This is a genomic window from Streptomyces sp. NBC_00690, assembly GCF_036226685.1.
Classification (GTDB): domain Bacteria; phylum Actinomycetota; class Actinomycetes; order Streptomycetales; family Streptomycetaceae; genus Streptomyces.
In genome coordinates, this window is record NZ_CP109009.1 from 6,911,895 (window position 1) to 6,935,205 (window position 23,311).

The following is a 23,311-nucleotide window of genomic DNA, read 5'->3' on the forward strand; positions in this document are numbered from 1 at the left end:
ATCATGGCGCTTCTCGACCTTCAGGCCCTGGAGACCCCGCAGGATGAGGCGTACGGCGACGTCGCCACCGGAAGCCAGGTCAGCCTGCTGGTGTGTGAGTACAGCTCCCTGAGCGTCGTTCTCTGCACCCCGTGACACCAGGCCGGGGGGTAGGGCGGTAACCGCATTCCGCTCACTGCCCACCTCCCGGCACTCCGTACGGTCCCGCGGCCCCAGGCCCGGGACCGTACGTGCGGGCCGGTGCCCGGCAAGAAGTGGAAGGGACTCCCCGTGACAGGTAGTCGGCCAGCGGTGCCATCCCCGCCGTCGGCGACGTCCGTACGGTTCCTGGGCACTGGCCGCCTCCCCCTCGCGGCCGTCGCCGTCTGCTCGGCCCTCGCCGCACTCGCCGCAGTCGCCCTTCCCGCGGCCCTCGGCATCGCCGTGGACCAACTCATCTCCGAAGGCCGCATCCCCTGGTCCGCCCTGCTGCTGTGCGCGGGGCTCACCGTGGCCGAGGTCCTCCTCGACGCGCTCGTCGCCCTGCTCGGTGGCACCACCACCGCGGCCCTGACCGCCCGACTGCGCACCCTCCTCCTCGATCGAGTGGTGCGCACCGAGCCACGCCGGGGCGGCGCCGTGCCACCCGGTGACCTGACCACCCGACTCACCGCCAACGCCGCCGACGCCGCAGCCGTGCCCGTCACGGCCGCCACCGCAGTCGCCGGCGTCCTCCTCCCCCTCGGCGGGATCGTCGGGCTGTTCCTCATCGACCCCTGGACCGGACTCGCACTCCTCGTCGGCGCACCCTCGTTCGTCCTCCTCCTGCGCACCCTCATCCGCCGCACCGCGGACGCAGCCGCCGACTACCAGCGCGAACAGGCCCTGATCGCCACCCGACTCACCGAGGCACTGGACGGCGCGGCCACGCTGCGGGCCGCACACACCGCCACCCGTGAACACGCGCGCATCACCGAACCGCTCACGGCCCTCGCCGCGCACGGTCGCCGGACCTGGCAGATCCACGGCAGCGCCGCAGGCACCAGCGCCGTGCTCCTGCCACTGCTCTCCGTACTGGTGCTGGCGGTGGCCGGGCTCAGACTCGCCGCTGGGGCGATCAGTGTCGGCGATCTCCTTGCCGTCTCCCGCTACGCGGTCCTCGCCATCGGCCTCGGCTCGCTCACCGGAGCCCTCGGCGCGATCGCCCGGGGACGCAGCGCCGCGGCTCGGCTGGAGCCCCTCCTGACACTGCCACCGGTGCCCCATCTCGCCCGCACCCTGCCCGCCGAGGGCCCCGGCACCGTGGAACTGCGCGACATCGACGTGGTGGAGGACGGAAAACACCTGCTGCGCGGAGTCAACTTCACTGTCCCGGGCGGCACGTCGTTGGCCGTCGTCGGCCGATCCGGATCCGGGAAGTCTCTCGTCGCCGCCGTCGCAGGCCGGCTCATGGACCCCGACGGCGGCACCGTCAGCCTCGACGGGGTCCCCCTGGATACGGTCGACCCGGTACTCCTGCGGCACGAGGTCGGCTATGCCTTCGCCCGTCCCACCCTGTGGGGCGAGACCGTCGAGGACACCATCGCGGCCGGTGCGGTCCGCCCGACCGACACCGGGATCCGCACGGCCGCCCGAGCCGCATCCGCCGACGGATTCATCCGACTGCTCCCGCTCGGCTACCGAACCCCCCTCGACCAGGCCCCCCTGTCCGGCGGCGAGCGTCAACGCCTCGGCCTGGCAAGGGCGTTTGCCCACGCCGGCCGGCTGCTGATCCTCGACGATGCCACCTCAAGCCTCGACACCGTCACCGAACGGCAGGTCCAGCAGGCCCTGGCCCGGTACACGGGCCGCAGCACGCGGATCGTGGTCGCCCATCGCATCTCATCGGCCGTCCAAGCGGACCGGGTGCTGTGGATGGACGACGGCGAAGTGCGCGCGGTGGGACGGCACACCGACCTCTGGGCGGACCCCGACTATCGACAGGTCTTCCATTACACCCCCGCCCCGCCCACTGCCCCGCCCCCGCCCACTGACGGGCCTTCCGGGCGGCTCACGGGCGGGCTGACGGACCCGGGGGCCTTGGAAGCAGCAGCAGCGCCCGTCCCCGTCTCGGCGAACCATCGCCCCACCGAGGACCCCGCGCAACCCGCACCACCCCACCAACGGCGGCGATCCGGACCGGAGGCACCATGACGCCCGACCCGGTCCCCACCGCGGCCGAGCCCGCACGGATCAGAGGCGCCCTGCGCAGGGTCATCCGCGAAGGTGTGCCCTTCCTCCGGGCCCGTACCGCTGCGATGCGCCGCCTCGCAGGCTGGTCGCTGTTGGAGTTCGCCCAGACCTTCATCAGCGGATACGCCGTCGCCCACGCCATCGACCGGGGCTTCCTCGCGGACGCCCCCGCCACCGGACTGCTCTGGCTCGCCGTGGCCGCGCTCGCCACCCTCCCCGCCGCGCTCGCCACCCGCAGGCTGTTCGCCGGACTCGCCGACCTGGTCGAGCCGTTGCGCGACGGCCTGGTGCGACGTTCGACGGCCCGCGCCCTGGCCGGGGCGCTCACCGCGGCCACCCCCGCCACCACCCGTTCGCTCTCCCAGGTCACGCATCAGAGCGAGATCGCCCGGGACGGCTGGGCCGGCCTCGTCCTGTCCTTGCGTTCCTTCGTCTTCACCTCGCTCGGCGCGCTCGCCGGCCTGGCCGCACTCTCCCCGCGACTGCTCCTGGTCGTCCTGCCGCCGCTCCTGCTCGGACTGGCGCTCTTCTTGGCCACGCTCATCCCCATGGCCGCGCGCCAGAGCGCCTACCTCGAATCCGATGAAGCCTTCGCCGCCCATGCGGGCCACACGGCCTCCGCGCTCCGGGACATCGCAGCGACGGGTGCGGTGAGCTCGACCCTCACCCGTGCCGAGCACCTCGCGGACGAACAGGTCGCCGCGGCACGGTCCCTCGCCCGCTGGGCGGCCGTACGCATCGTCGCCCTCGCCGTGTGCTCACGCGTCCCACCGCTGCTCCTGCTCCTCGCCGCCCCCTGGTTGATGCGACAGGGACTCACCAGCGGCGCGCTCGTCGGGGCGTTCGCCTATCTCACCGCTTCGCTGGCGCCCGCGGTGCACGCCCTGCTCAGCGTGCTGGGCACCGTGGGCGGACGGTTGGTGGTGGTGCTCGATCGCTTCACCGGAACCGTGACCCTGCCGCCGCAGCCGGGCACCGCGCCGCCCCCGCCCCACTCGCCGTCCGCGGACACGGCCGAACTGCGCTCCGTGAGCTTCGCGTACGGCCCGGGCGCCCGTCCCGTGCTGCACCGGTTGGACCTCACGCTTCGACCGGGGGAGCACCTGGCGGTGGTGGGACCGAGCGGCAGCGGCAAGTCCACGCTCGCAGCCGTTCTCGCCGCGGTGGTGCCCCCCACCGAGGGGGAAGTGCGCTGGCTGGGCCGGCCCACCGGGGAGTGGGAGCCCACTGCGCTGCGTACCCTGCTGCCCCAGCAGGCGTACGTGTTCACCGGCACCCTGCGCGACAACCTCCGCTATCTGCGGCTCACGGCCGACGACCGCGAACTCATCGGATCGATCGAGGCCATCGGCGCGACCTCCCTGCTGGAGCGGCTCGGGGGACTGGATGCCGCCGTCGACCCACAGCAACTCTCGCCCGCGGAACGCCAACTCATCGCCCTGTGCCGGGCCCATCTCACCACCACGCCCCTGCTGATCCTGGACGAGGCGACCAGCCATCTCGATCCGGCAGCCGAGGCCCGTGCCGAAGTGGCGTTGGCCGAGCGGGGGAAGACCCTGGTGGTCATAGCCCACCGGCTGTCATCGGCTGGCCGCGCGGGACGGGTACTGGTGATGGACGGTACGCACACGGTGTGCGGAACGCCGGCAGAGCTCCCCGCCCAGTCGGCGCTGTACCGCGATCTGATGGGGCACTGGTCCCCGACCCCTAAGGCCCCGGCACCGGACGGATCAGAGGTGTCGGAGTCGTCTGATCCATCGGAACGTGCCGTGAGCACGATGTGGCAGGGATGACCCCGGCCCCGGTGTCGTGCGTCCCTGCGGAAGCGCGACGGAGGGTGTCCCGGGGGCATCCGTTCGGTGTGCCTGAGCGGACTGATCGTCGCCGCCCGGAGACATCAGGGGCTGAGGAGGCCGAGAGCCGGTCCCGCCGTGTCGAACTGGAGCGGGAGAAGTGGCCGACCTGGTCCTACAGCCAGCCGAATTCCTTCGAGAGTCTTATGGCGTCGAGTCTGTTCCGTGCCCCCGTCTTCCGTATCGCCGCCGCCAGATAGTTGCGGACCGTGCCGCTCGCCAGATGGAGTGCGTTGGCGATGGACGAGACCGACTCGCCCTCGGCGGCCATGGACAGCACGTGCAACTCCCTCGGAGACAGTGGTACTTCGGTCGCTTGTAACAGTCCGAAGGCCAGCGACTGGTCGATGTGCCGACCGCCCGCCGCCACCTTGCGCACCACGTCGCAGAGATTGTCCACGGGGCCGAACTTGTCTATGTATCCTCTCGCCCCCGCATCCGAGGCTCTGCGTAAATCACCGGCTCGATCTCCTCTCGCGAGCACCACCAGGGCCGTCTGCTGCTCCGCGGAACGCCGCAGCGACTCCGAGAGGGTGAGGACTTCCACGGAATCCGGACAGTCGAGATCCGTCAGCAGTATGTCTGCGGGTTTTTCGTTCATGGCCGCTCGCACGCCCCCCTTGTCGGTCGTGTGTACCTGGATGCCGTGGTGCTTGCTGAGCAGGCAAGCCAACGATGCACGCCAAAGGGATACCGCGTGTACTAGCAGAACCGTCGTCATGTGCTGCTCCTTCAGCTGTCAACGTGTACGTACGCTGCGTACGTTCGGTGGGCAACTATCACCAGTTCACCGCAGCCGAGCGCCGCGACACTGACGATCTGCCTAATACCCTCGAAGGGGGGACGTGAGGGGGGCGTGAGAGCGCACGGGGACCGTCAGACGTGCGCCCCTGCTGCGTCTGCCCGCGCCCGTGATGACGACACCGAGCAGTCCAACCAGCCAGGGGTGGAACCTCGCCAAATTCCGTTGGCTGGTCGTTCGGGTTCACGAGCTGGGCAGTGCGCGCCCGGAGGTGTGCCAGGGGCACATTCCAGCTGAGGCACGGGGGCGCTCGACACCGGCGCCACGTGCGAAGACATGGGCGGAGTCGTACCTTGGCACACCCCTCCGCCATCTCGGATACCCCGGCGGCCCGTTGCCACCCTCCATCGACCGTCGGGTCGTCGACGCACCTCCGAACGAGCAGATGCCCGCCTTCCACGCCCTGTGGCCTGTGACGAAGCGCCAACACCAGGAGATGGCGGGATATGCACCCTGGTTCCCGGGCCACGAGTCCCGCACACCTGAACCGCGGTCGTACGGCACACGCTCGGATCGCCGTTCGCGCACTGTCGACACGTCACCCGGTACGACACATTGCCAGCCCCACCCGCCACGCCTGTTTGCGGACCGAAGCTGTCCGCAACTCTGACTACCGTGGGGTCATGGCCCTTGCGAAACAGCCTCCCGTGCTCACTGCCCGCGCGCTCAACCGCGCCACCCTCGACCGTCAACTCCTCCTGCGTCGTTCACCGCGGGCGCGGATGTCGGTCCTCGGCGCGATCGAGCACCTCGTCGGCCTCCAGGCACAGAACGTGAAGCCCCCGTACGTCGCCCTCGCCGCCCGACTTGCCGACTTCGATCCCCAGGAGCTCTCTGCATTGATGGCCTCGCGTGAGGCGGGGCGGCTGGTGACAATGAGATCGACCATCCACACCCACTCCGCGGCGGACTCCCTGGCCCTGCGTCAGCTGGTCCAAAGCGGCGGCCCCGCCCGTGAGCTGCGGATGTTCCAGGGCGGGCTCCAGGGAGTCGATCTCGACCAGTTGGCCGTCCTGGCCCGCGAACTCGTCGAAGACGAACCCCGAACCATGAAGCAACTGCGCGAAGCGCTCCTCGTCCGATGGCCGCACGCCGACCCGCAGTCCCTCTCCATCGCCGCCCGCTGTCTGCTCCCGCTGGTGCAGATCACGCCCCGCGGCCTGTGGGGCAGCAGCGGCCAGGTCACGTTGACCACGGCGGAGCACTGGTTCGGACGGACCGCAGATCCCACGGCCACCGCGGACGACCTGGTGCTGCGCTACCTCGGCGCCTTCGGGCCCGCTTCCGTCAAGGACATGCAGACCTGGTCCGGGCTGACCCGGATGCGGGAGGTCTTCGCCCGGCTGCGCCCCCAGCTGCTGGTCTTCCGCGATGAGAAGGGAGTCGAGCTATTCGACCTCCCCGACGCGCCCCGCCCCGACCCGAGCACCCCGGCACCGCCCCGCTTCCTGCCCGAGTACGACAACCTCCTGCTCTCGCACGCCGACCGCAGCCGGGTCGTCGCCCAGGACGAACATAAGTCGCTGACCTGGCGCGGCAACCAGTCGTACCCCACGCTGCTGGTGGACGGCTTCCTCGCCGGGATCTGGCAGCTCGCCCAGACCGACGACAGGACCGGCAGCGACGCCAGGGCGACCAGCCAGGCCCGGGCGAACAGGGCGACCCTCACCGTGCAGCTCTTCGCACCCCTCGGCAAGGCACAGCGAGCAGAGGTGGCCGAGGAAGCCGAGCGGACACTCAGCGCCCTGACCTCGGCGGCGACGTACGACATCCGCTTCGGTCGGTTCCTCGACTGAGGACGATGGACCCCGTCGTCTCAGGCGCCGGGGCGCGAGAACTCACCGGCGGCCGGAGCCACGCGCAAGGCCCCTTCCACCGCGAGCCCCTCGCCGGGCGCGTCGATCAACCGACGTACGCACGAAGGCGTCCCGGGCCCCTTCGCCACGGTCCGCGCCGGGCCCGGGGCCGTCAGCTGCGGATCGACGGTGAGGGTCAGTACGCCCAACGGTTCGGCGAGCGCACGTACGACCGACTTCGCGAGCCTGATCCACGGCTGCTCCGCTCCGAGAACCGCGGCGAGCCGCTCACGGCTGGTGAATCCCACGGCGGTCCGCACCCCGAGCGGCGTACGAAGGAAGCACAGGTGATGGCCCCCGACCCGACCGAACCGCACCGGGACGTAGAGCACCGCTGCCGGCCCCGGACGATCACCCTCACCGTCATCTGCTGTGTACATGGTTCTCCTTGCAGCTCTCATCGCACCGAAGACGACCACGACCCGGCCCAGCAGGCCGGGGGCCGTCTCCCGGTCGACGCACGAACGTCGACCGGTCAGTGCGACGCTAAGCCGAATCGGATGCTCCGGGTACAGGCCCTGATGCGCCGCTGACGCCGAAGCCCCCGTCCTTGACGACTCCCCAGCACCCGGGCATGGGTGGCCAGCATCCGCTGCGCGGCGCTCCGCCGACTCTATGGCAGCACGCCGGCCCGTCGTGCCGCCACCACCGCCTCCAGCCGGGTGTGCGCCCCCAGTTTCCGCATGGCCGCGCGGAGATAGCCCTTCACCGTCTCCGGTCGCAGCCCGAGCCGCTCGGCCGCCGCCGCGTTCGTCGCCCCCGCCGCGACACAGGCCAGCACGTCGACCTCGCGGGGGGCGAGCCCCACCGACTGCGCGGACCGCCTGGTGCTGCCGCTCGGCGCGGCATCGGACCGCACCCCCGCTTCGGCCAGCCGCCCGCAGACCGCCAGCAGCGTCTGCCGAAGCTCCGGGTCGGCCACCTTCGGGGCCAGTGCGCGCAGTTCACCGTGCACCTCACGGACCTCCTCCCACGCCCCACGCCCCGCCACCGGCTCCCGGGCCACGGCCAACAGCCCCTGGACCTCGTCGCGGACCACGAGGGCCTGCTCCACATCGCGGGCGGCGGCGACCGCCGCGTCGAAGGTCCGGTCACCCAGCGGCACCGGCCGCCGCAGCGCCCCGTACAACACCCCCCGAACGCGTCGGCGGACGACCACCGGTACGGCGAGGACCGAGCGCAGGCCCTCCGTCGACACCGCGGAGTCGTACTCATGACTGATGTGCCGGGCCTCGCGGTAGTCGGTCACCGCACAGGGCCGGGACAGGGCCATGGACTTGCCGCCCAGACCATTGCCGGTGCAGATCGACAATCCGTGCAGCGCGCTCGTCTGCGCTCCGCTCAGTTGGGCGATCCTCAGTCGTTGGGCATCGTGCAGCAGTCCACCGAAGGCGATCGGCAGACCCGTCGCGCGGCGCAGGCGCACCAGCGCCGCCCGCATCTCCACCGCCTCGGTCGGCTCGGACAACACCGTTCCACTCCCTCTGTTTCCGTCTCACCACCCCCGATCGGGGGTGGTGAGACGTAGGTCACTGCTAACACGATGCTACTGAGTGGTGTGGCAATGAGGAGGGCACATGGCTGCAAGCAGCACGACCGAGGAGTTCCGGGTGGCCCGGGACTTCCTGCTGCGGCACCGGGAGGAGTACCAGCACGCGTACGACGGCTTCGTCTGGCCCCGGCCCGAGCAGTTCAACTGGGCCCTCGACTGGTTCGACGCTATCGCACGGGGCAACGACCGGACCGCGCTCCACATCGTGGAGGAGGACGGCACGGAGACCCGCCTCTCGTTCGCCGAACTCTCCGTCCGCTCAGCCCGTACCGCGAACTGGCTGCGGACCAAGGGCGTCCGGGCAGGTGAGCGGATCGTCGTCATGCTGGGAAATCAGTACGAGCTGTGGGAAGTCGCCCTCGCAGCCATGAAACTGCGGGCCGTCGTCATCCCTGCGACCCCTCTGCTGGGCCCGGCGGACCTCCGCGACCGCGTGGAGCGGGGTCGGGCCGGGCATGTGCTCGTACGTTCCGAGGACACCGACAAGTTCACCGATGTGCCGGGCGAATACACCCGGATTGCGGTCGGCGCGCCGGTCGACGGCTGGCTCCCCTACGGGGACGCGAGCTCCGCCGACCCCGTCTTCGTACCGGACGGTGTCACCCGATCCGATGACACGCTGATGCTGTACTTCACCTCCGGCACCACCGCCCGGCCCAAACTGGTGGAGCACACCCACAGCTCCTACCCCATCGGCCATCTCGCCACGATGTACTGGATCGGGCTCCAACCCGGGGACGTCCACCTCAACATCTCATCGCCTGGCTGGGCCAAGCATGCCTGGTCCAATCTGTTCGCGCCCTGGAACGCCGAAGCGACCGTCTTCATCCACAACTACACCCGGTTCGACCCGGCCCGATTGATGTCCGAGATGGACCGGGCGGGCGTCACCAGCTTCTGCGCCCCGCCCACGGTCTGGCGGATGCTGATCCAAGCCGACCTCACCCGACTGGAGAACCCGCCCCGGGAGGTGGTCGCGGCGGGGGAGCCGCTCAACCCCGAGGTGATCGAGACCGTCCGCAGGGAGTGGGGGGTCACCGTGCGGGACGGCTTCGGGCAGACTGAGACCGCCGTCCAGGTCTCCAACAGCCCCGGACAACTCGTCAAAGCAGGGTCGATGGGCCGGCCCAGTCCCGGCTACCGGGTCGAACTGCTCGACCCCGTCACCGGTGCACCGGGCGCAGCGGAGGGAGAGATCGCCCTGGATCTGACCACCGCTCCGGTCGGCCTGTTGGCGGCCTACCACGGCGACCCCGAACTCACCGGACAGGCCATGTCGGGCGGCTACTACCGCACCGGTGACATCGGGGCGCGCGATGTCGACGGATACATCACCTACATCGGTCGTTCGGACGACGTCTTCAAGGCGTCCGACTACAAGATCTCGCCGTTCGAGCTGGAGAGCGCCCTGCTGGAGCACCCGGCGGTGGCCGAGGCGGCGGTGGTCCCCGCACCCGATCCGCTGCGGCTCGCGGTTCCCAAGGCGTACGTGGTGTTGGCCGAAGGCTGGGAGCCGGGCCCCGAGACGGCGAAGCTCCTCTTCGCCCACTCCCGCTCGGTGCTCGCCCCGTACAAGCGGGTGCGGCGACTGGAGTTCGCCGAACTGCCCAAGACGGTCTCCGGGAAGATCCGCCGCATCGAACTGCGGGAGCGCACGGCGAAAGGTTCCATCACCACCGAGTACGACGAGGGAGATTTCCGATGAGTCTCACCGAGGCACCCTCCAGGGAGCGGGGCGTCGCCGACGCCCCGCTCTCGTACGCCCACGGCACCGGAGCGACCCCGCTGCTCGGGGAGACCATCGGGCAGAGCCTCGACCGGGCCGTCGCCGCCCGCCCCGAGGGGGAGGCGTTGGTCGACGTGGCCAGCGGCACCCGTTTCAGCTACGCCGAGTTGGGCGCCGCGGTCGACCGGCTCGCGCGGGCCCTCATCGGCATCGGCGTCAGCAAGGGCGACCGGGTCGGTATATGGGCCGTGAACTGCCCCGAGTGGGTCCTGGTGCAGTACGCCGCGGCCCGGGTCGGGGCGATCATGGTGAACATCAACCCGGCCTACCGTGCCCATGAACTGGAGTACGTCCTCCGGCACGCCGGCATATCCGTGCTGTGCGCGTCACAGCACCACAAGAGCAGTGACTACCGCGCGCTCGTCGCCGAGGTCCGCGACCGCTGTCCCGGACTGCGCGCGGTCCACTTCATCGGCGATGGATCCTGGGACGCCCTGCTGAACGCGGCGCAAACCGTGGCGCCCGAGCAACTGGGCCAACGCGAAGCGGAGTTGTCCTGCGACGATCCGGTCAACATTCAGTACACCTCGGGAACCACCGGATTTCCCAAGGGGGCCACCCTCTCCCACCACAACATCCTGAACAACGGCTACTCGGTGGGCGAGACCCTCGGTTGCAACGCGCAGGACCGGATATGCCTTCCCGTCCCCTTCTACCACTGCTTCGGGATGGTGATGGGCAATCTGGCGGCCCTGACCCACGGGGCGTGCATAGTGATTCCCGCACCCACCTTCGACCCCGGGGCGACCTTGCGGGCCGTGGCCTCGGAGCGCTGCACCGCCCTGTACGGGGTTCCGACGATGTTCATCGCGGAGCTGAACCTCCCCGACTTCGCCTCGTACGACCTCACCTCCCTGCGCACCGGGATCATGGCCGGTTCGCCCTGCCCGGTGGAGGTGATGCGACGGGTCGTCAGCGAGATGCACATGGGTGAGGTATCGATCTGCTACGGCATGACGGAGACCTCCCCGGTGTCCACCCAGACCCGCCGCGATGACGATCTGGAGCGCCGTACGGCCACGGTCGGCCGGGTGATGCCCCATGTCGAGGTCAAGATCGTCGATCCGGCGACCGGGACGACCCTGCCCCGGGGTGAGGCCGGTGAGCTCTGTACCCGTGGCTACAGCGTGATGCTGGGCTACTGGGGCGAACCGGAGCGGACCGCCGAAGCCGTCGATCCGGGGCGCTGGATGCACACCGGCGACCTGGCGGTGATGCGGGACGACGGCTATGTACAGATCGTCGGCCGGATCAAGGACATGATCATCAGGGGCGGTGAGAACGTCTATCCCCGGGAGATCGAAGAGTTCCTCCACACCCATCCGAAGGTCGCCGACGTACAGGTCGTGGGCGTCCCGGACCAGCGGTACGGCGAGGAGATCCTGGCCTGCGTCATACCCCACGACCCGACCGATCCGCCCGCCCTCGACGAGCTCACCGCCTACTGCCGCGACCGGCTCGCGCACTACAAGATCCCGCGCCGGCTCCAGATCCTGGACGGCTTCCCGATGACCATCAGCGGCAAGGTGCGCAAGGTGGAGCTGCGGGAGCGGTACGGCTGACCAGCTCCCCCGGCCCGTTGCCCGCAGCACCTTCCAGCACCTTTCAGCACCTTTCGGTCCGTTGCCCGCAGGGGGCCTTCTCTCTGGGCGAGGTGATTCAGATGGCCCGGCGCATGCAGACCCTTGGCCAGCGGTCGAGCCCTAGTTCCCTCTCCTGACGCCTGATCCGCCGGAGTCCCTCGCTGAGTTCCGCCTCCTGGAGCGGGCGAAAGCCCAACCGCGCGTAGTACGGGGCGTTCCAGGGGACCTCGGCGAAGGTCGTCAGGGTCAGCGCGGTCAGTCCGGCGGCGGCGGACCGTTCGGCCAGTGCCTCGATCAGCAGCCGGCCGAGCCCTTGCCGTGCGGCGCTCGGATGGACCGACACCTGCTCGATGTGGGCCGCGCCGTCCACCACCTCGTCCAGGAGGTACGCCAGGGGTGGGCCCTCGCCCTCGACCGTGACCCAGGCGCCCCCGGCCCGTCGGTGGCGCTCCAGCACCTCAAGGCTCGGGGGATCGTCGTCCGCGATCTCCGTCATCCCGAGGGCGCGGAACGGCTCTCCCGCCGCCCTCTCGATGTCCTGGAGCCGGGGGAGCTCAGCGGCCGTGGCGGGGCGGATGCGCATGGGGGAAGTATCGCTGAGCGCGGGGGCGGCGCGGTCTGCGGGTGGGGCCCGGGCCCCACGGCCGGGCGTGCCCGAGGCCGTACCGTACGCGCCCACCCGCACTGCCTGCGCTCGGCCATGCACCCATGGCCCTTCCATGGCCCTTCCGGTGTCAGACCCCGGTGGAGACCAACTCGGCCGCCTGGGTGTTGACCGGCTGGGGGCTACCGGTGAGGTCCATGCTGAAGAGGGCGACCCCGAGGTCGTCGGCGCGCGTGCGCGCGTCGCCCGCGTAGCCGGCGAGGGAGAAGTAGACGGTGGTCTCCGCCGCCGCGGTCAGTCCGGTCAACCAGAGGCACTCCACATCGCGCGGTGCGGCCGGCTGGGTGGACGGATTGACCTGTGCCGTGAGACCCGGGCCACGGAGGTCTATGGCCGGCGCGAGGGGGGTGTCGACGGGGGGTTCGGGCCGGGCCTCAGGGAGGTGGATGTCCTGCTGGACCACCTCGCGGAAGCCCAGCCACTTGAGATAGAGCTCCGCCATGGTCACGGCGTCGCGCGCCGTGCGGATGGCGATCGGACGGAAGGCGGGCCGGGGTGAGTTCGCGGTCCTCGGAAGCGGTATATGCGAGGGCTGGGGAGCGCTCTGGGGCGCCCCGGACGAGTCCGTGTCGACTGCGTCCTCCGCGGACCTCACGGGGATGCGTAACAGCGTTCCGCAGGGGCAGCCCAGTTCCGGCTGCGGCCAGTGGTCGAGCCGTCCGCACTGCTCACAGCGGACCTGTACCCAGTCCTCGGCCCAGGTGCGACGGAGGAACCTCTCGGGCGCGGCGCCGTGCAACAGGGGTGGGGAGAGGGAGGCCCCGCAGACGCACGGGTAGACCGGTGCCGCGAACTGGTGGTCCCGCAGGCACGACGGACAGCGCACCCGCAGTGATTCGGCCATCGAGTTGCCCCCAGATCCTGGCTCATCCCGGCAGTTGCCCTGCAATGTGCTCGTCCATCGTCCACCAGTAGAGGGGGGTTTGGGGAGGGTCTCGGCCATCCCTTGACTCGGAAGCAACCACATTCTTACGTTGCCGTCCGAATGGCGAGTCTTTTCTCCCGTATGCCGGAATGATGGTGGAGATCGCGGGGGCGTTGACGCCGTGGCAGACCGGAGGCCCTTCCCGGACAACGGCCCTGCTTCGAGGTGTCCAACGTGAGGAAGCGGGGGACGGTTGCGCCGGAATCGGCGATCGGGCGGACACGCCGTGCTCCGTGCCGGTCCGGACCGGGTGATGCGCTCTCGCGGGTCCGCTGCTCGCCGGGACGATTCCGTTATGGTCATACGCGAACACCCCCGGGTGCATCGTCGCCGTGACGGTGTCGACCGCCCTCCATCTGTGGCCTGCCACCGGGGCGTGGTGGGTCGGGCAGGGACGTCCCGGAGCGCTGTCCGGTGGGAGCGGCCCCGCGGAGCCCTCCCGTTGGAGTCGCCGGGGGAGAACGAGTGGTCGGCATGGATGCAATGGGGGCACAGTGCGACTGAGGGTCGAATTCACCACCGAACCCTTCGACTTGGACGAGCCACCCGCTCATGCATCGGTCGCCCGTGCGGTCATAGAAACCGCTCCCTTGGATGTGGTGGAGGTCGGGCCGTTCGGCAACACGGTGGAAGGCGCATCGGATGCGGTCCTGGCCGTGCTCGACGACGTACTGCGCCGCACCTTGGCAGCGGGGGCCACCCGGGTCTCCGTTCAGCTCAACGTCGTACGGGAGGCGGGCGAATGACCGGGCCGGCCGAGCATCCCCTGCTGGCCGCGGTACGACCACTCGTTGATGCCCTGGGCGCCGAGCTCATCGTCCCCGCGCGGGCCGCTGCCGACGATGTGCTCCTCGCTTGGGAGGGTGAGGACGTCATCGCCGTACGGCTGCCGGGGTTGTCCGAATCGCTCGACCGCATCCTCGCGGCTCTGGAGCGTCACCACGGACGGCCGTTGTCCGAGTTGGACCGCAAGACCAAGCAGGACGTGGTGCGGACCTTGGAGACGCGGGGCGCCTTCTCCGTGCGGCATGGCGTGGAGACGGTGGCGAGTGCGTTGGGCGTCAGTCGCTTCACCATCTACAACTACGTCAACCACGCCAATGAGCAGCGGGCCAAGGCGCGGGGGGCGGGGGAGGCCGCGCCGCGAGGCGACTGATCGGAACCCGCTCCTGAGGTCCGCGCCCGGCAGGAGTGCTGCGGTGACATTGCGGTCATCGCTGGCATCGGGCGGCCTATCAGGCGTTTCGCATGGTCGCAGGATGGGCGGGATCGCGACGACGGGTCCTCGCCCACCCTCCGTCGCCGTACGGCCATCCTCGCCAATTTCAACAAACTGTTGACGCCCGTCGGTCGGGGGCGTTAGCTGTGCGCACGCCGGTTCCATGCTCCTGCGAACGACGTCCAGGGAGACCTCGTGCCATCGAGCCCACTGCGCCCTCCGGAGAGAGCGGCATCAACGCAGCCGCCGGGACTCACCCGGCTGAACACCCTGGCGACACCCGAGGCGCTCGACCTCCTGCGCGAGGTGTGTGCAAGCCCCCGCTGGGCAAGCGGGATCATCGCCGGGCGCCCCTACCCGGATGCCGAAGCCCTGCTGAGCGCCAATGACACGATCACCGCGAGTCTGACCGTCGAGGACCTGTCCGACGCCTTGGCCGGACACCCGCCCATCGGCCGACCCACGCCGGCAGATCCGGTGTCCGCGCGGGAGCAACGGGGCATGGGCGAGGCGAGCGACGACCTCAGAGCCGAGATGGTAGAACTCAATCTCGCCTATCAGAAGCGGTTCGGTCATGTCTTCCTGATCTGTGCCACCGGGCTGAGCGGCGAACAGCTGAGAGACGCCCTCCGCGCCCGGCTGGCGAACGATCGAGAACAAGAACACGACGTCGTACGAGCCGAGTTGGGCAGGATCAACCGGCTTCGGTTCCTTCGGCTCACGGCCTAGAGCTGTCGCCCGGACGGCAGCCCCACCAGCTCAGTTTCCAGCCTGGTCGGCGACGCACGACGGTGGTGCTCGCGACGCCCGGCCAGAGACCCGAATCGCGTAGGGAATGAGGGGCGATGAGGAGCGAATCCACTGCCTTGGTGTCCACTGCCTCGGTGTCCACACACATCCTGGACACCGCCATCGGACGTCCCGCACAGGGCGTACCCGTGGTGCTGGCGGTCCGATCGTCGGCGAACGGCGCTTGGCAGGTGTTGGGCGGGTCCACGACCGATGGGGACGGCCGCTGTCAGGACCTTCCCGTTCCACCGGCGGGCACGACGCACGTCCGCCTGGAATTCCGGACCGAGGAGTACTACGCGGGTGAACCCGCCCCGAAAGACACAGCCCTTTCCGGCACCGACCGGAGAGAAGCCGTGTTCTTCCCGGAAGTGACGGTGGCGTTCGCCGTCAACGCCGGGGAGCACCACCACGTACCCCTGCTCCTCAGTCCCTTCTCCTATTCCGTTTACCGAGGGAGCTAGCACCGATGCCCGTTCTCGGCCAGAACCAGTACGGAAAGGCGGAGGTCCGAGTCGTTCGCGTGGTGAGGGAAGGTGCCGTTCACCATCTGAAGGACCTCAACGTCTCCATAGCCCTCTCCGGCGACATGGCGGACGTGCACCACTTCGGTGCCAACACCCATGTGCTCCCCACGGACACCGCGAAGAACACGGTGTACGCCTTCGCCAAGGAACATGGAATCGAATCCGCCGAACAGTTCGGCATACGTCTTGCCCGGCACTTCGTGAACTCTCAACCGCCCATACACCGCGCACGCATCCGTATCGAGGAGTTCGGCTGGGAGCGCATCGGGGCTTCGGACATCGGCGACGATGCGACAGGCGGTCACTCCTTCGTCCGCCGCGGCTGTGAGACCAGGGTCTGCCAGATCACCTACGACGGCGAGCGCTGGCAGGTCATTTCCGGCCTCCAGGACCTGACGGTGATGAATTCGACGGACTCCGAGTTCTGGGGCTACGCCAAGGACGAGTACACGACCCTCCAAGAGGCGTACGACCGTATGCTTGCCACCGAAGTGTCCGCCCGGTGGCGCCATTCCTGGGAATCCGATGAACAGCCCGTGCCGTCGTGGGACGACTCCTATCAACAGGTCAAGAGGAGCATCCTCCGGGCGTTCTGTACGACCTACTCCTATTCGCTCCAGCAGACGCTGTACGCCATGGGCGCCTCGGTCATCGAAGAAAGCCCGGGCATAGAGGAGATCCGGTTCTCGCTGCCGAACAAGCACCATTTCCTGGTTGACTTGGAACCCTTCGGCCTCAGCAATGACCATGAGGTCTACTTCGCGGCGGACCGCCCCTACGGGCTCATCGAGGCCACGGTCCTCAGGAACGGGGCCGTCGCGGCGATTCCGGTCGATCTGCCGGCCGGGTGACGGGCTGCCCTCCGCATACCCGGGGCCAACGGCGGAGGTTCAAACAGTTGATCAACCCCTGATCCTGCCCCGACAGCGTCGTGTGCACCGGTCAGGGTGGGTTCTTCAGGTATAGAACGGCGAGAACCACAGCAGAGAGGACAAGGCCGTATGGCGGCTTTCCGCATCGTCATCGAGAACTGTGCCATCGCCACGGTGGATCCGGTCGACACCGAGTACCCGAAGGGGCACATCGTGGTCGCGGGGAACCGTATCGAGGCGATCGGCACGGGAGCCGCGCCGGCAGGACTGCGCGATGTCGTCCGCCGCATCGACGCCACGGGCCATCTCGCGACCCCGGGCCTCGTCAACACCCACCACCACTTCTACCAGTGGATCACCCGTGGTCTGGCCACCGACCACAACCTCTTCGACTGGTTGGTCGCCCTCTACCCGACCTGGGCGCGGATCGACGAACAGATGGTGCGGGCCGCCGCACGGGGCTCGCTCGCCATGATGGCGCGGGGCGGGGTCACCACCGCGATGGACCACCACTACATCTATCCACGCGGCAGCGGCGACCTCTCCGGTGCGATCATCGACGCCGCCCGGGAGACGGGCGTCAGGTTCACCCTGGCCAGGGGTTCGATGGACCGCGGGGCATCGGCCGGCGGACTGCCCCCGGACTTCGCCGTGGAGACGCTCGACGCCGCACTCGCGGCAACCGAAGAGACCATCGACCTCCACCACGACGACGCGAGCGACGCCATGACGCAGATCGCCGTCGCCCCCTGCTCTCCCTTCTCCGTCTCCACCGACCTCCTGCGCGAAGGCGCACGCCTCGCCCGGAGTAAGGGCGTTCGTCTGCACACCCACGGCTCGGAAACGGTGGAGGAGGAGCGCTTCTGCAAGGAACTCTTCGGGATGGGGCCCACGGACTACTTCGAGTCCACCGGCTGGCTGGGGCCCGATGTCTGGATGGCGCACTGTGTGCACATGGCCGATGCGGATATTGCGGCCTTCGCACGTACCGGCACCGGAGTGGCCCACTGCCCCTCCTCCAACGCCCGACTGGCCGCGGGGATAGCGCGGGTGCCCGACATGCTGGCGGCTGGTATCGCCGTGGGGCTGGGCGTGGACGGGACCGCGTCCAATGAATCGGGCGAGCTCCACACCGAACTGCGCAACGCCCTGTTGATCAATCGCCTCGGCCGCCGCGGCGAGGCGGCACTGACGGCCCGTCAAGCGCTGCGGCTGGGCACGCACGGCGGCGCCCGTGTCCTCGGGCGCGCGGAGCAGATCGGCTCCCTGGAGGTGGGGAAGCTCGCCGACCTGGTGCTGTGGAAGATGGACACGCTCGCCCATGCCTCGATCGCCGATCCGGTGACCGCGCTGGTCCTCGGTGCCGCAGCTCCCGTGACGCTGTCGCTCGTCAACGGGAAGCCGGTCGTCGAGGACAACCGGCTGATCACGGTGGACGAGGAGGAGATCGCGCGCACCACCCGTACCGAGGCGCAACGCCTGATGAGCATCGCAGGACCTCGTTGATCCGAGGTGGGCCAGGTGGACCGAGGTGGGCGGGTGCAGCCCGTCCCGGGCGGTTCGCACGGCCGTCCGGCCGGACGATCCGCCACGGGCCGCACTGTCAGACCCCCGTGCCATCCTCAAGGCATGGATCTTGAACGGGTTTTCGCAGATCTGGACGGCGTGCCCTGGGCCGATCTGGACCATGCCTACGGGCAGGCGGACGACCTACCGGACCTGCTGCGCGCACTCACCGGCGACGAGGAGCAGTCAACCGAGGCATGGGGGGAGTTGGGGGCCAGCATCCTGCACCAGGGCACGGTGTACGGGGCGACAGCGGCGGCCGTGCCCTATCTGGCGCGTCTCGCCGCGGCGGACGTGCGCACCGTGGAAATGCTGCTGCTCCTCGGCGGAATAGCCGAGAGCGAGGACGAGTTCGCCGCGCCCCTGCCGGGTGCCTGCCGGGCGGCCGTGGTGGAGCAACTCCCGTTGATCCTGGACCTGCTGGCATCCGACGACGTCCATGTGCGCCGGACGGCGGCCTGGGCAGTCGGCCGCACCGGCTGTGTGTCGGCGGCGTCGGCGCTGCGCCGTCTGTGGGCCGACCCGGACGAGCGGCATCCGGGCGTCCGCGCGGAGACCCTGGCGGCCCTGGCGCAGCTGGAGCCGGAGGGCACCCGTCCAGAGCTGCTGTCGGCCCTGGCCGCGGCGGAACCAGCGGTGCTGCGGGTCACCGCCGTCATGGCGGCCGTCGACGCCGGGATGCCGTTCTCCACCACGCACCAGAACGTTCTGGTGTCCCTGCTTCCGGCGGCACCGCATATCGCGGACCGCTGCGACCAGGAACGGACCGAGCCCCTGCGCCAGGTGGTCGACGTTCTGCTGCGGCGTGACACCGACGATGACCGTGCCGCGGCGTTCGCCCTGGTCGAAGCCGCGCTCCGACTGACGGAGCCCGCGGCGAGGGACGAGGCGCTGTGGGCCGCGGAGCACGCCTGCACGATCTCGCGCAGCGCCCCGGGACGGCTCGCCCCCGCACTGGTGCCACTGCTGGGCGACCCCTCGTTCCACCGTGTCGCGTCCCTGCTGCCGATCCTGGACCAGCTCGGCAGCCATGCCACGCCCGCCGCGCCCGCACTGGCGGAGCTCGCTGCGACGGACGGCGACCTCGGGGACCGGGCGCTGGCGGTGCTTGCCAGGATCGCCCCGGAGCAGGCCGCCCTGCTGCTCGCTCGGGACCTGGAGAACCGCACGATCACCCTCGCCTCGGTGACGGGGGCCCGAGGGCGCCGACCCGGACTGCGTCTGCCCTATGCGCCCGAGCTGTTGAACGCGATCCGCATCAGCCTGTCCCATCTGGCGACGGCGGACGAGGCACCGAGCCGCGGACCCGTGGACCTGCTCGAACTGCTGGCGGGCTGGGGGACACGGGCCGCCGCAGCCCTACCGGAACTGACCCGGGCCCTGGACGCGTTCCCCGCATCGGTGCCGGCCGCGCTCGTGGCGATCTGCCCGCCGAACCGCACCTCGGCAGTCGCCGAACTGCTGCGTCGAGCGGCCGGGGCCGGTGAGGTGGAGGCCCGCTGTGCGGCGGCGGAGGCCCTCTGGCGGCTGACGGGGGAGACGGGCCCCTTGGTGGTCGCCCTGCAAGCGGCCCTGAGCGAGGGCAGCCCCGCCCCACATCTGGTCGAGACCGCCGGACGGTTGGGGGCGGCGGGCCGTGAGCTCGTCGCGGAGCTGCGGTCCGCCCTGACCTCCGCTGGTGTCGGGCGAACAGACTTCGAGTTGGAGACGGACCTACAGATCGCCTTGGCGCTCTGGCGGCTCACGGACGACGGCGACCAGCCCGTCCACGTGGTCGGAGCGGTGCTGGCGGAGGCCGCGGAGAGAATGTGGAGCGGCAGGACACGGACGATTGCGGCGCGGGCCGCAGCCGAGATCGGACCGGCCGCCAAGCCGCTCATCCCCGCCCTTGAAGCGCTGCTGAGCGACCCGGTGCAGGTCCCCGGGGCGGTGCTGGCGCTCCGGGCGGTGGGCCACCCGCTCGATGAGGACCGGGCCGCCGATCTTCTGGTGACCTCCGCCGAGCTCGACGCGGACCCGATAGGCGCCCTGGAAGCCCTTCGAGCGCTGGGGCCAGGGGCCCTTGCTCCGGCAGTGATCACCCGGCTTACGGCCCTGGCCGACGGCGATCTCAGGGTGGCGGGCTCCAGCCGTCGGACGGAGATCGTCGCCGCCGACGAGAGGCTGCGGACCTCCGCCCGAGCACTGCTCCCCGGATGACCTCATGACCGCGGCCCCCTGAAGGGGAAGCGATGACCTGCCCCGTATCCGTATCCGTATCCGTGATCGGGACCGCCCCTGTGACAGGGCACGCAGGGCCCCCGGCGGTCGAGAGCCCTGCCCGTACCGCTGGTTGTGGCCGACCCATCAGCTAGGTGATGGGTCGGCCAGTGCCGCCACCCACGGGGGAACCCGCCCGGTCTGCCCCGTGCCGGACCGGGCGGGAGAATGACTCCTCTTCATCGAAGAGGCAGCTACGGTCGCGGTGCGCCCCACGACACCCCGGCCGTGCGGTCACACCTCGGGATGCCAGTCGGGGCGCCGACCGCTGCGCCCCACCACCTGATCCAGCAGTGGCGCGTCTTCGGGCACGTTGACCGCCGGGCCGAAGATCGTGTCCCGGCCACCATCTCCGTCGGTGGGCTCCAGCAGCGCGTACGACACGCGCAGGCTCGCCTCGTCCGGCGCATAGGGCTGACCGGTGGCCCGAGCCAGGTCCCAGCCGTGCACGACCAGTTCGTTGAGGGCGACCTGACCTGCGATGGCCGCAGGCAGATCGATGCCTCCGGCACGGGTCTGCCCCTCCCAGGCCGACGGCTTCGACCAGGCCCGGGACAGCTCGTCGAGCCTGTGCGGCAGCGCGGTCCGCCAATCGTCCGGCAAGAGGGGCAGCGCCGACTGGGGGTCGGTGTCCGTCGTGGCCCCCAGCTCCTTGCGGGCGGCGTCACGGAACGCGCCCGCAAGGCCGATCAGATGTCCCAACAGTTCCTTCACGGCGTAGTCCGGACAAGGGGTCGGATCGTCGAGACGTGCGTCCGCGACGCCTTCCGCCAGCCGGGCGACCGCGTCGGCCGCGGGGTGGAGATCGTGCAGAGGGTTCGCCGGATTCGTCGTCATGCAGAGAAGACTGTTCGCACCGCTCGAACTCATCGCCCGGCTGCCGATCGACCGATCGACCGATTACTTTCAGACACGGCCTAAGCCGACGTGCGACGCGGCTGCCCCTGTGATCCATTGAATCCCGGTACCCGCACTCCATCGACCAGCCGCGGGGCCGGGACAGAGACGGGGCCCCGAGCGATGAGTCCGGAAGCCGGAACCGATGGCTCTGATGTCTGCGCCGCCCGCACTGGGTTCGCCGCCCGCACTGGGTTCGCTGTCCGCGCTGCCTTGCCGGGTCGCGAAGTTCTTGTAATTCGCACAGTTCCGGCAGTACCCGCAGTTCTCACAGTTCGCGGTGTCTCCGTCGTCCAGTTCCGACCGTTGACGCACGGCCCCGGCCGAGTGTTGCAATGAGTACTTCCGAAGTCCGGGAATCTGCCGCAGAGCCACCCGATGGACCCGAACCGAAGCGGCGGTTCGCCTTCCCGAGCGCTCTCACCGTCCTCGCTGTGGTCACCATCGCGGTCTGGGCACTGGCCTTCGTCATTCCGCCCGGTACCTATGACCGCACGGACGACGGCGCGCCCATCGAGGGCACCTACCACCGCGTCGACAGTGGACAGAGCTTCGTCGACCGTCTCAACGACCTGTTCCTCGCACCCGTCAACGGCCTCTACGGCATCCAGGACCAGTCGACCGGCGTCGTCGGCCCCGATCTCGCCGGCGAACTGTACGGCAGCGCCGGAGTGTTCCTCTTCGTTCTGGCCATCGGCGCCTTCATCACCGTCGTTTTCGCGACCGGAGCCCTGGACCGGGGCATCGCACGGCTGGCCCATCGGCTGCGGGACCGCGGGGCGCTGCTGATCGCCGCGGTCATGCTCGTCTTCTCCCTGCTCGGAACCGTCGAGGGCTTCGCGGAGGAGACCCTCGGCTTCTACGGGCTGATCGTCCCCCTGATGCTGGCGCTGGGATACGACCGGATGACCGCCACGGGAACGATCATCCTCGGCGCCGGTGTCGGAGTGCTCTGCTCCACCGTGAACCCGTTCGCGACGGGGGTCGCCTCCTCGGCGGCGGACATCTCCCTAGGTGACGGCATCGCCTTGCGCGCCGCGATGTGGCTGGTGCTGACCGCCGTGACCATTGCGTACGTCATCCGCTATGCGCGCCGGGTGCGCAGGGACCCGAGCAGATCGCTCTCCGGATTCCTGCCCGGCGACCGCGAGCGGGCGAGGGCCGAGACGTCCGAACCGCCGGACCTCACCGCACTCCACAAGACCGTCCTGGTGGTCGTCACCCTGGTCTTCACCTTCATGATCTTCTCCGTCGTCCCCTGGGCGAGCGCACTCACCGGGGATGCGCAGGCCACTCCGTACGGTTTCGAGCTCGGTTGGTCCTTTCCGGAACTCGCGGCGATGTTCCTGGTCGCCTCGGTGCTCGTCGGGCTGGTCGCCCGGATGGGGGAGCAGCGGCTCAGCGCCACGATCACCCAGGGCGCGGCCGACTTCATCTCCCCGGCCCTGGTCATCGTGCTGGCCCGCGGAGTCACCGTGATCATGAACAACTCGATGGTCACCGACACCGTGCTGCATTCCATCGAGGGCGTCGTACGGGGAACGTCGTCCGGCGCCTTCGCCGTGATCGTATTCGTGGTGAACCTGCCCCTGGCGTTCCTGATCCCGTCCACCTCGGGCCATGCCACCCTCGCCATGCCGATCCTTGCCCCGCTGGCTGATTTCGCCGGGGTCTCCCGTGCCGTGGTGGTGACGGCCTGGCAGTCCGCGAGCGGTTGGATGAACCTCTGGGTGCCCACGACCGCCGTCACCATCGGTGGCGTTGCCCTCGCCAAAGTCGGCTACGACCGCTACCTTCGCTTCGTCTGGCCGCTGCTCGCCATCCTGGCCGTACTGATTTGCGGGTTCCTGGTGGCCGGCGCGGCGCTGACCTGATCGACGGCGGGTTGCCCGTGCTTCAACGACGCGACGCGGTCTCAACGAAGCGGAAGCGATCCCACCGGAGGGCGGT

General features: G+C 69.8%; 20 protein-coding genes. 14 read left to right on the forward strand and 6 right to left on the reverse strand.

Going from position 1 to position 23,311, the window contains the following annotated elements:
* The first annotated feature begins 3 nt into the window (after positions 1-3).
* From OID54_RS30125 to OID54_RS30135, 3 genes are all read left to right on the forward strand, one after another.
* A complete protein-coding gene (locus OID54_RS30125; protein ID WP_329024628.1) occupies positions 4-135 on the forward strand; it encodes a SapB/AmfS family lanthipeptide in 132 nt (43 codons plus the stop codon).
* A 156-nt stretch (positions 136-291) separates the two neighbouring features.
* Positions 292-2,172: an ABC transporter ATP-binding protein gene (locus OID54_RS30130; RefSeq protein ID WP_329024630.1), complete on the forward strand. Its 1,881-nt coding sequence runs from the start codon at positions 292-294 to the stop codon at positions 2,170-2,172.
* Positions 2,169-4,004, forward strand: coding sequence for an ABC transporter ATP-binding protein (locus OID54_RS30135; protein ID WP_329024631.1), 1,836 nt, complete (start codon positions 2,169-2,171; stop codon positions 4,002-4,004). Before OID54_RS30130 ends, OID54_RS30135 begins: the two co-directional genes overlap by 4 nt.
* Positions 4,005-4,179: 175 nt before the next feature.
* Here OID54_RS30135 and OID54_RS30140 read toward each other — a convergent pair whose 3' ends face one another.
* Complete coding sequence (locus tag OID54_RS30140) at positions 4,180-4,785, reverse strand: response regulator transcription factor (RefSeq protein ID WP_329024633.1); 606 nt, start codon at positions 4,783-4,785, stop codon at positions 4,180-4,182.
* A 704-nt stretch (positions 4,786-5,489) separates the two neighbouring features.
* On the opposite strand from OID54_RS30140, the gene OID54_RS30145 reads away from it, so the two are divergent.
* On the forward strand, positions 5,490-6,662 hold the full coding sequence (locus OID54_RS30145) for a winged helix DNA-binding domain-containing protein (protein ID WP_329024635.1): 1,173 nt from the start codon (positions 5,490-5,492) through the stop codon (positions 6,660-6,662).
* Positions 6,663-6,682: 20 nt separating this feature from the next.
* Here OID54_RS30145 and OID54_RS30150 read toward each other — a convergent pair whose 3' ends face one another.
* Positions 6,683-7,102, reverse strand: a complete 420-nt coding sequence (locus OID54_RS30150; RefSeq protein WP_329024637.1) for an SAV_915 family protein — start codon at positions 7,100-7,102, stop codon at positions 6,683-6,685.
* Positions 7,103-7,335: 233 nt separating this feature from the next.
* Entirely contained in the window at positions 7,336-8,163 is an 828-nt protein-coding gene (locus tag OID54_RS30155; RefSeq protein WP_443055801.1) for a response regulator transcription factor, read from the reverse strand.
* Between the two features lie 136 nt (positions 8,164-8,299).
* Between OID54_RS30155 and OID54_RS30160 the strand changes: the two genes are divergently transcribed.
* Both OID54_RS30160 and OID54_RS30165 read left to right on the forward strand, forming a co-directional pair.
* Positions 8,300-9,979, forward strand: a complete 1,680-nt coding sequence (locus OID54_RS30160) for an AMP-binding protein (protein ID WP_329024642.1) — start codon at positions 8,300-8,302, stop codon at positions 9,977-9,979.
* Positions 9,976-11,622, forward strand: a complete 1,647-nt coding sequence (locus OID54_RS30165) for an AMP-binding protein (protein WP_329024644.1) — start codon at positions 9,976-9,978, stop codon at positions 11,620-11,622. Before OID54_RS30160 ends, OID54_RS30165 begins: the two co-directional genes overlap by 4 nt.
* A gap of 97 nt (positions 11,623-11,719) precedes the next feature.
* Here the strand turns inward: OID54_RS30165 and OID54_RS30170 are convergent, their stop codons facing one another.
* Both OID54_RS30170 and OID54_RS30175 read right to left on the reverse strand, forming a co-directional pair.
* Positions 11,720-12,226 (reverse strand): GNAT family N-acetyltransferase, encoded by a 507-nt coding sequence (locus tag OID54_RS30170; protein ID WP_329024646.1) that lies wholly within the window; start codon positions 12,224-12,226, stop codon positions 11,720-11,722.
* 151 nt (positions 12,227-12,377) lie between these two features.
* Positions 12,378-13,151, reverse strand: coding sequence for a hypothetical protein (locus OID54_RS30175; protein WP_329024648.1), 774 nt, complete (start codon positions 13,149-13,151; stop codon positions 12,378-12,380).
* 575 nt (positions 13,152-13,726) lie between these two features.
* On the opposite strand from OID54_RS30175, the gene OID54_RS30180 reads away from it, so the two are divergent.
* The 7 genes from OID54_RS30180 (at position 13,727) to OID54_RS30210 (ending at position 20,404) form a co-directional block, all read left to right on the forward strand.
* A complete protein-coding gene (locus tag OID54_RS30180) occupies positions 13,727-13,978 on the forward strand; it encodes a thiamine-binding protein (RefSeq protein ID WP_329024650.1) in 252 nt (83 codons plus the stop codon).
* Positions 13,975-14,388 (forward strand): helix-turn-helix domain-containing protein, encoded by a 414-nt coding sequence (locus OID54_RS30185; RefSeq protein WP_329024652.1) that lies wholly within the window; start codon positions 13,975-13,977, stop codon positions 14,386-14,388. The genes OID54_RS30180 and OID54_RS30185 overlap by 4 nt, the downstream gene beginning before the upstream one ends.
* 258 nt (positions 14,389-14,646) lie before the next feature.
* A complete protein-coding gene (uraD, locus tag OID54_RS30190; protein WP_329024654.1) occupies positions 14,647-15,180 on the forward strand; it encodes a 2-oxo-4-hydroxy-4-carboxy-5-ureidoimidazoline decarboxylase in 534 nt (177 codons plus the stop codon).
* A gap of 116 nt (positions 15,181-15,296) precedes the next feature.
* On the forward strand, positions 15,297-15,704 hold the full coding sequence (gene uraH, locus OID54_RS30195; RefSeq protein ID WP_329024656.1) for a hydroxyisourate hydrolase: 408 nt from the start codon (positions 15,297-15,299) through the stop codon (positions 15,702-15,704).
* 5 nt (positions 15,705-15,709) lie between these two features.
* Positions 15,710-16,618: a factor-independent urate hydroxylase gene (gene pucL, locus OID54_RS30200; protein WP_329024658.1), complete on the forward strand. Its 909-nt coding sequence runs from the start codon at positions 15,710-15,712 to the stop codon at positions 16,616-16,618.
* Between the two features lie 150 nt (positions 16,619-16,768).
* A complete protein-coding gene (locus OID54_RS30205) occupies positions 16,769-18,145 on the forward strand; it encodes an 8-oxoguanine deaminase (RefSeq protein WP_329024660.1) in 1,377 nt (458 codons plus the stop codon).
* 123 nt (positions 18,146-18,268) lie between these two features.
* On the forward strand, positions 18,269-20,404 hold the full coding sequence (locus tag OID54_RS30210; protein WP_329024662.1) for a HEAT repeat domain-containing protein: 2,136 nt from the start codon (positions 18,269-18,271) through the stop codon (positions 20,402-20,404).
* Between the two features lie 294 nt (positions 20,405-20,698).
* Here the strand turns inward: OID54_RS30210 and OID54_RS30215 are convergent, their stop codons facing one another.
* Entirely contained in the window at positions 20,699-21,301 is a 603-nt protein-coding gene (locus OID54_RS30215; protein WP_329024664.1) for a TIGR03086 family metal-binding protein, read from the reverse strand.
* A 395-nt stretch (positions 21,302-21,696) separates the two neighbouring features.
* On the opposite strand from OID54_RS30215, the gene OID54_RS30220 reads away from it, so the two are divergent.
* Positions 21,697-23,235: a YfcC family protein gene (locus tag OID54_RS30220; protein ID WP_329024667.1), complete on the forward strand. Its 1,539-nt coding sequence runs from the start codon at positions 21,697-21,699 to the stop codon at positions 23,233-23,235.
* Positions 23,236-23,311: the final 76 nt, after the last annotated feature.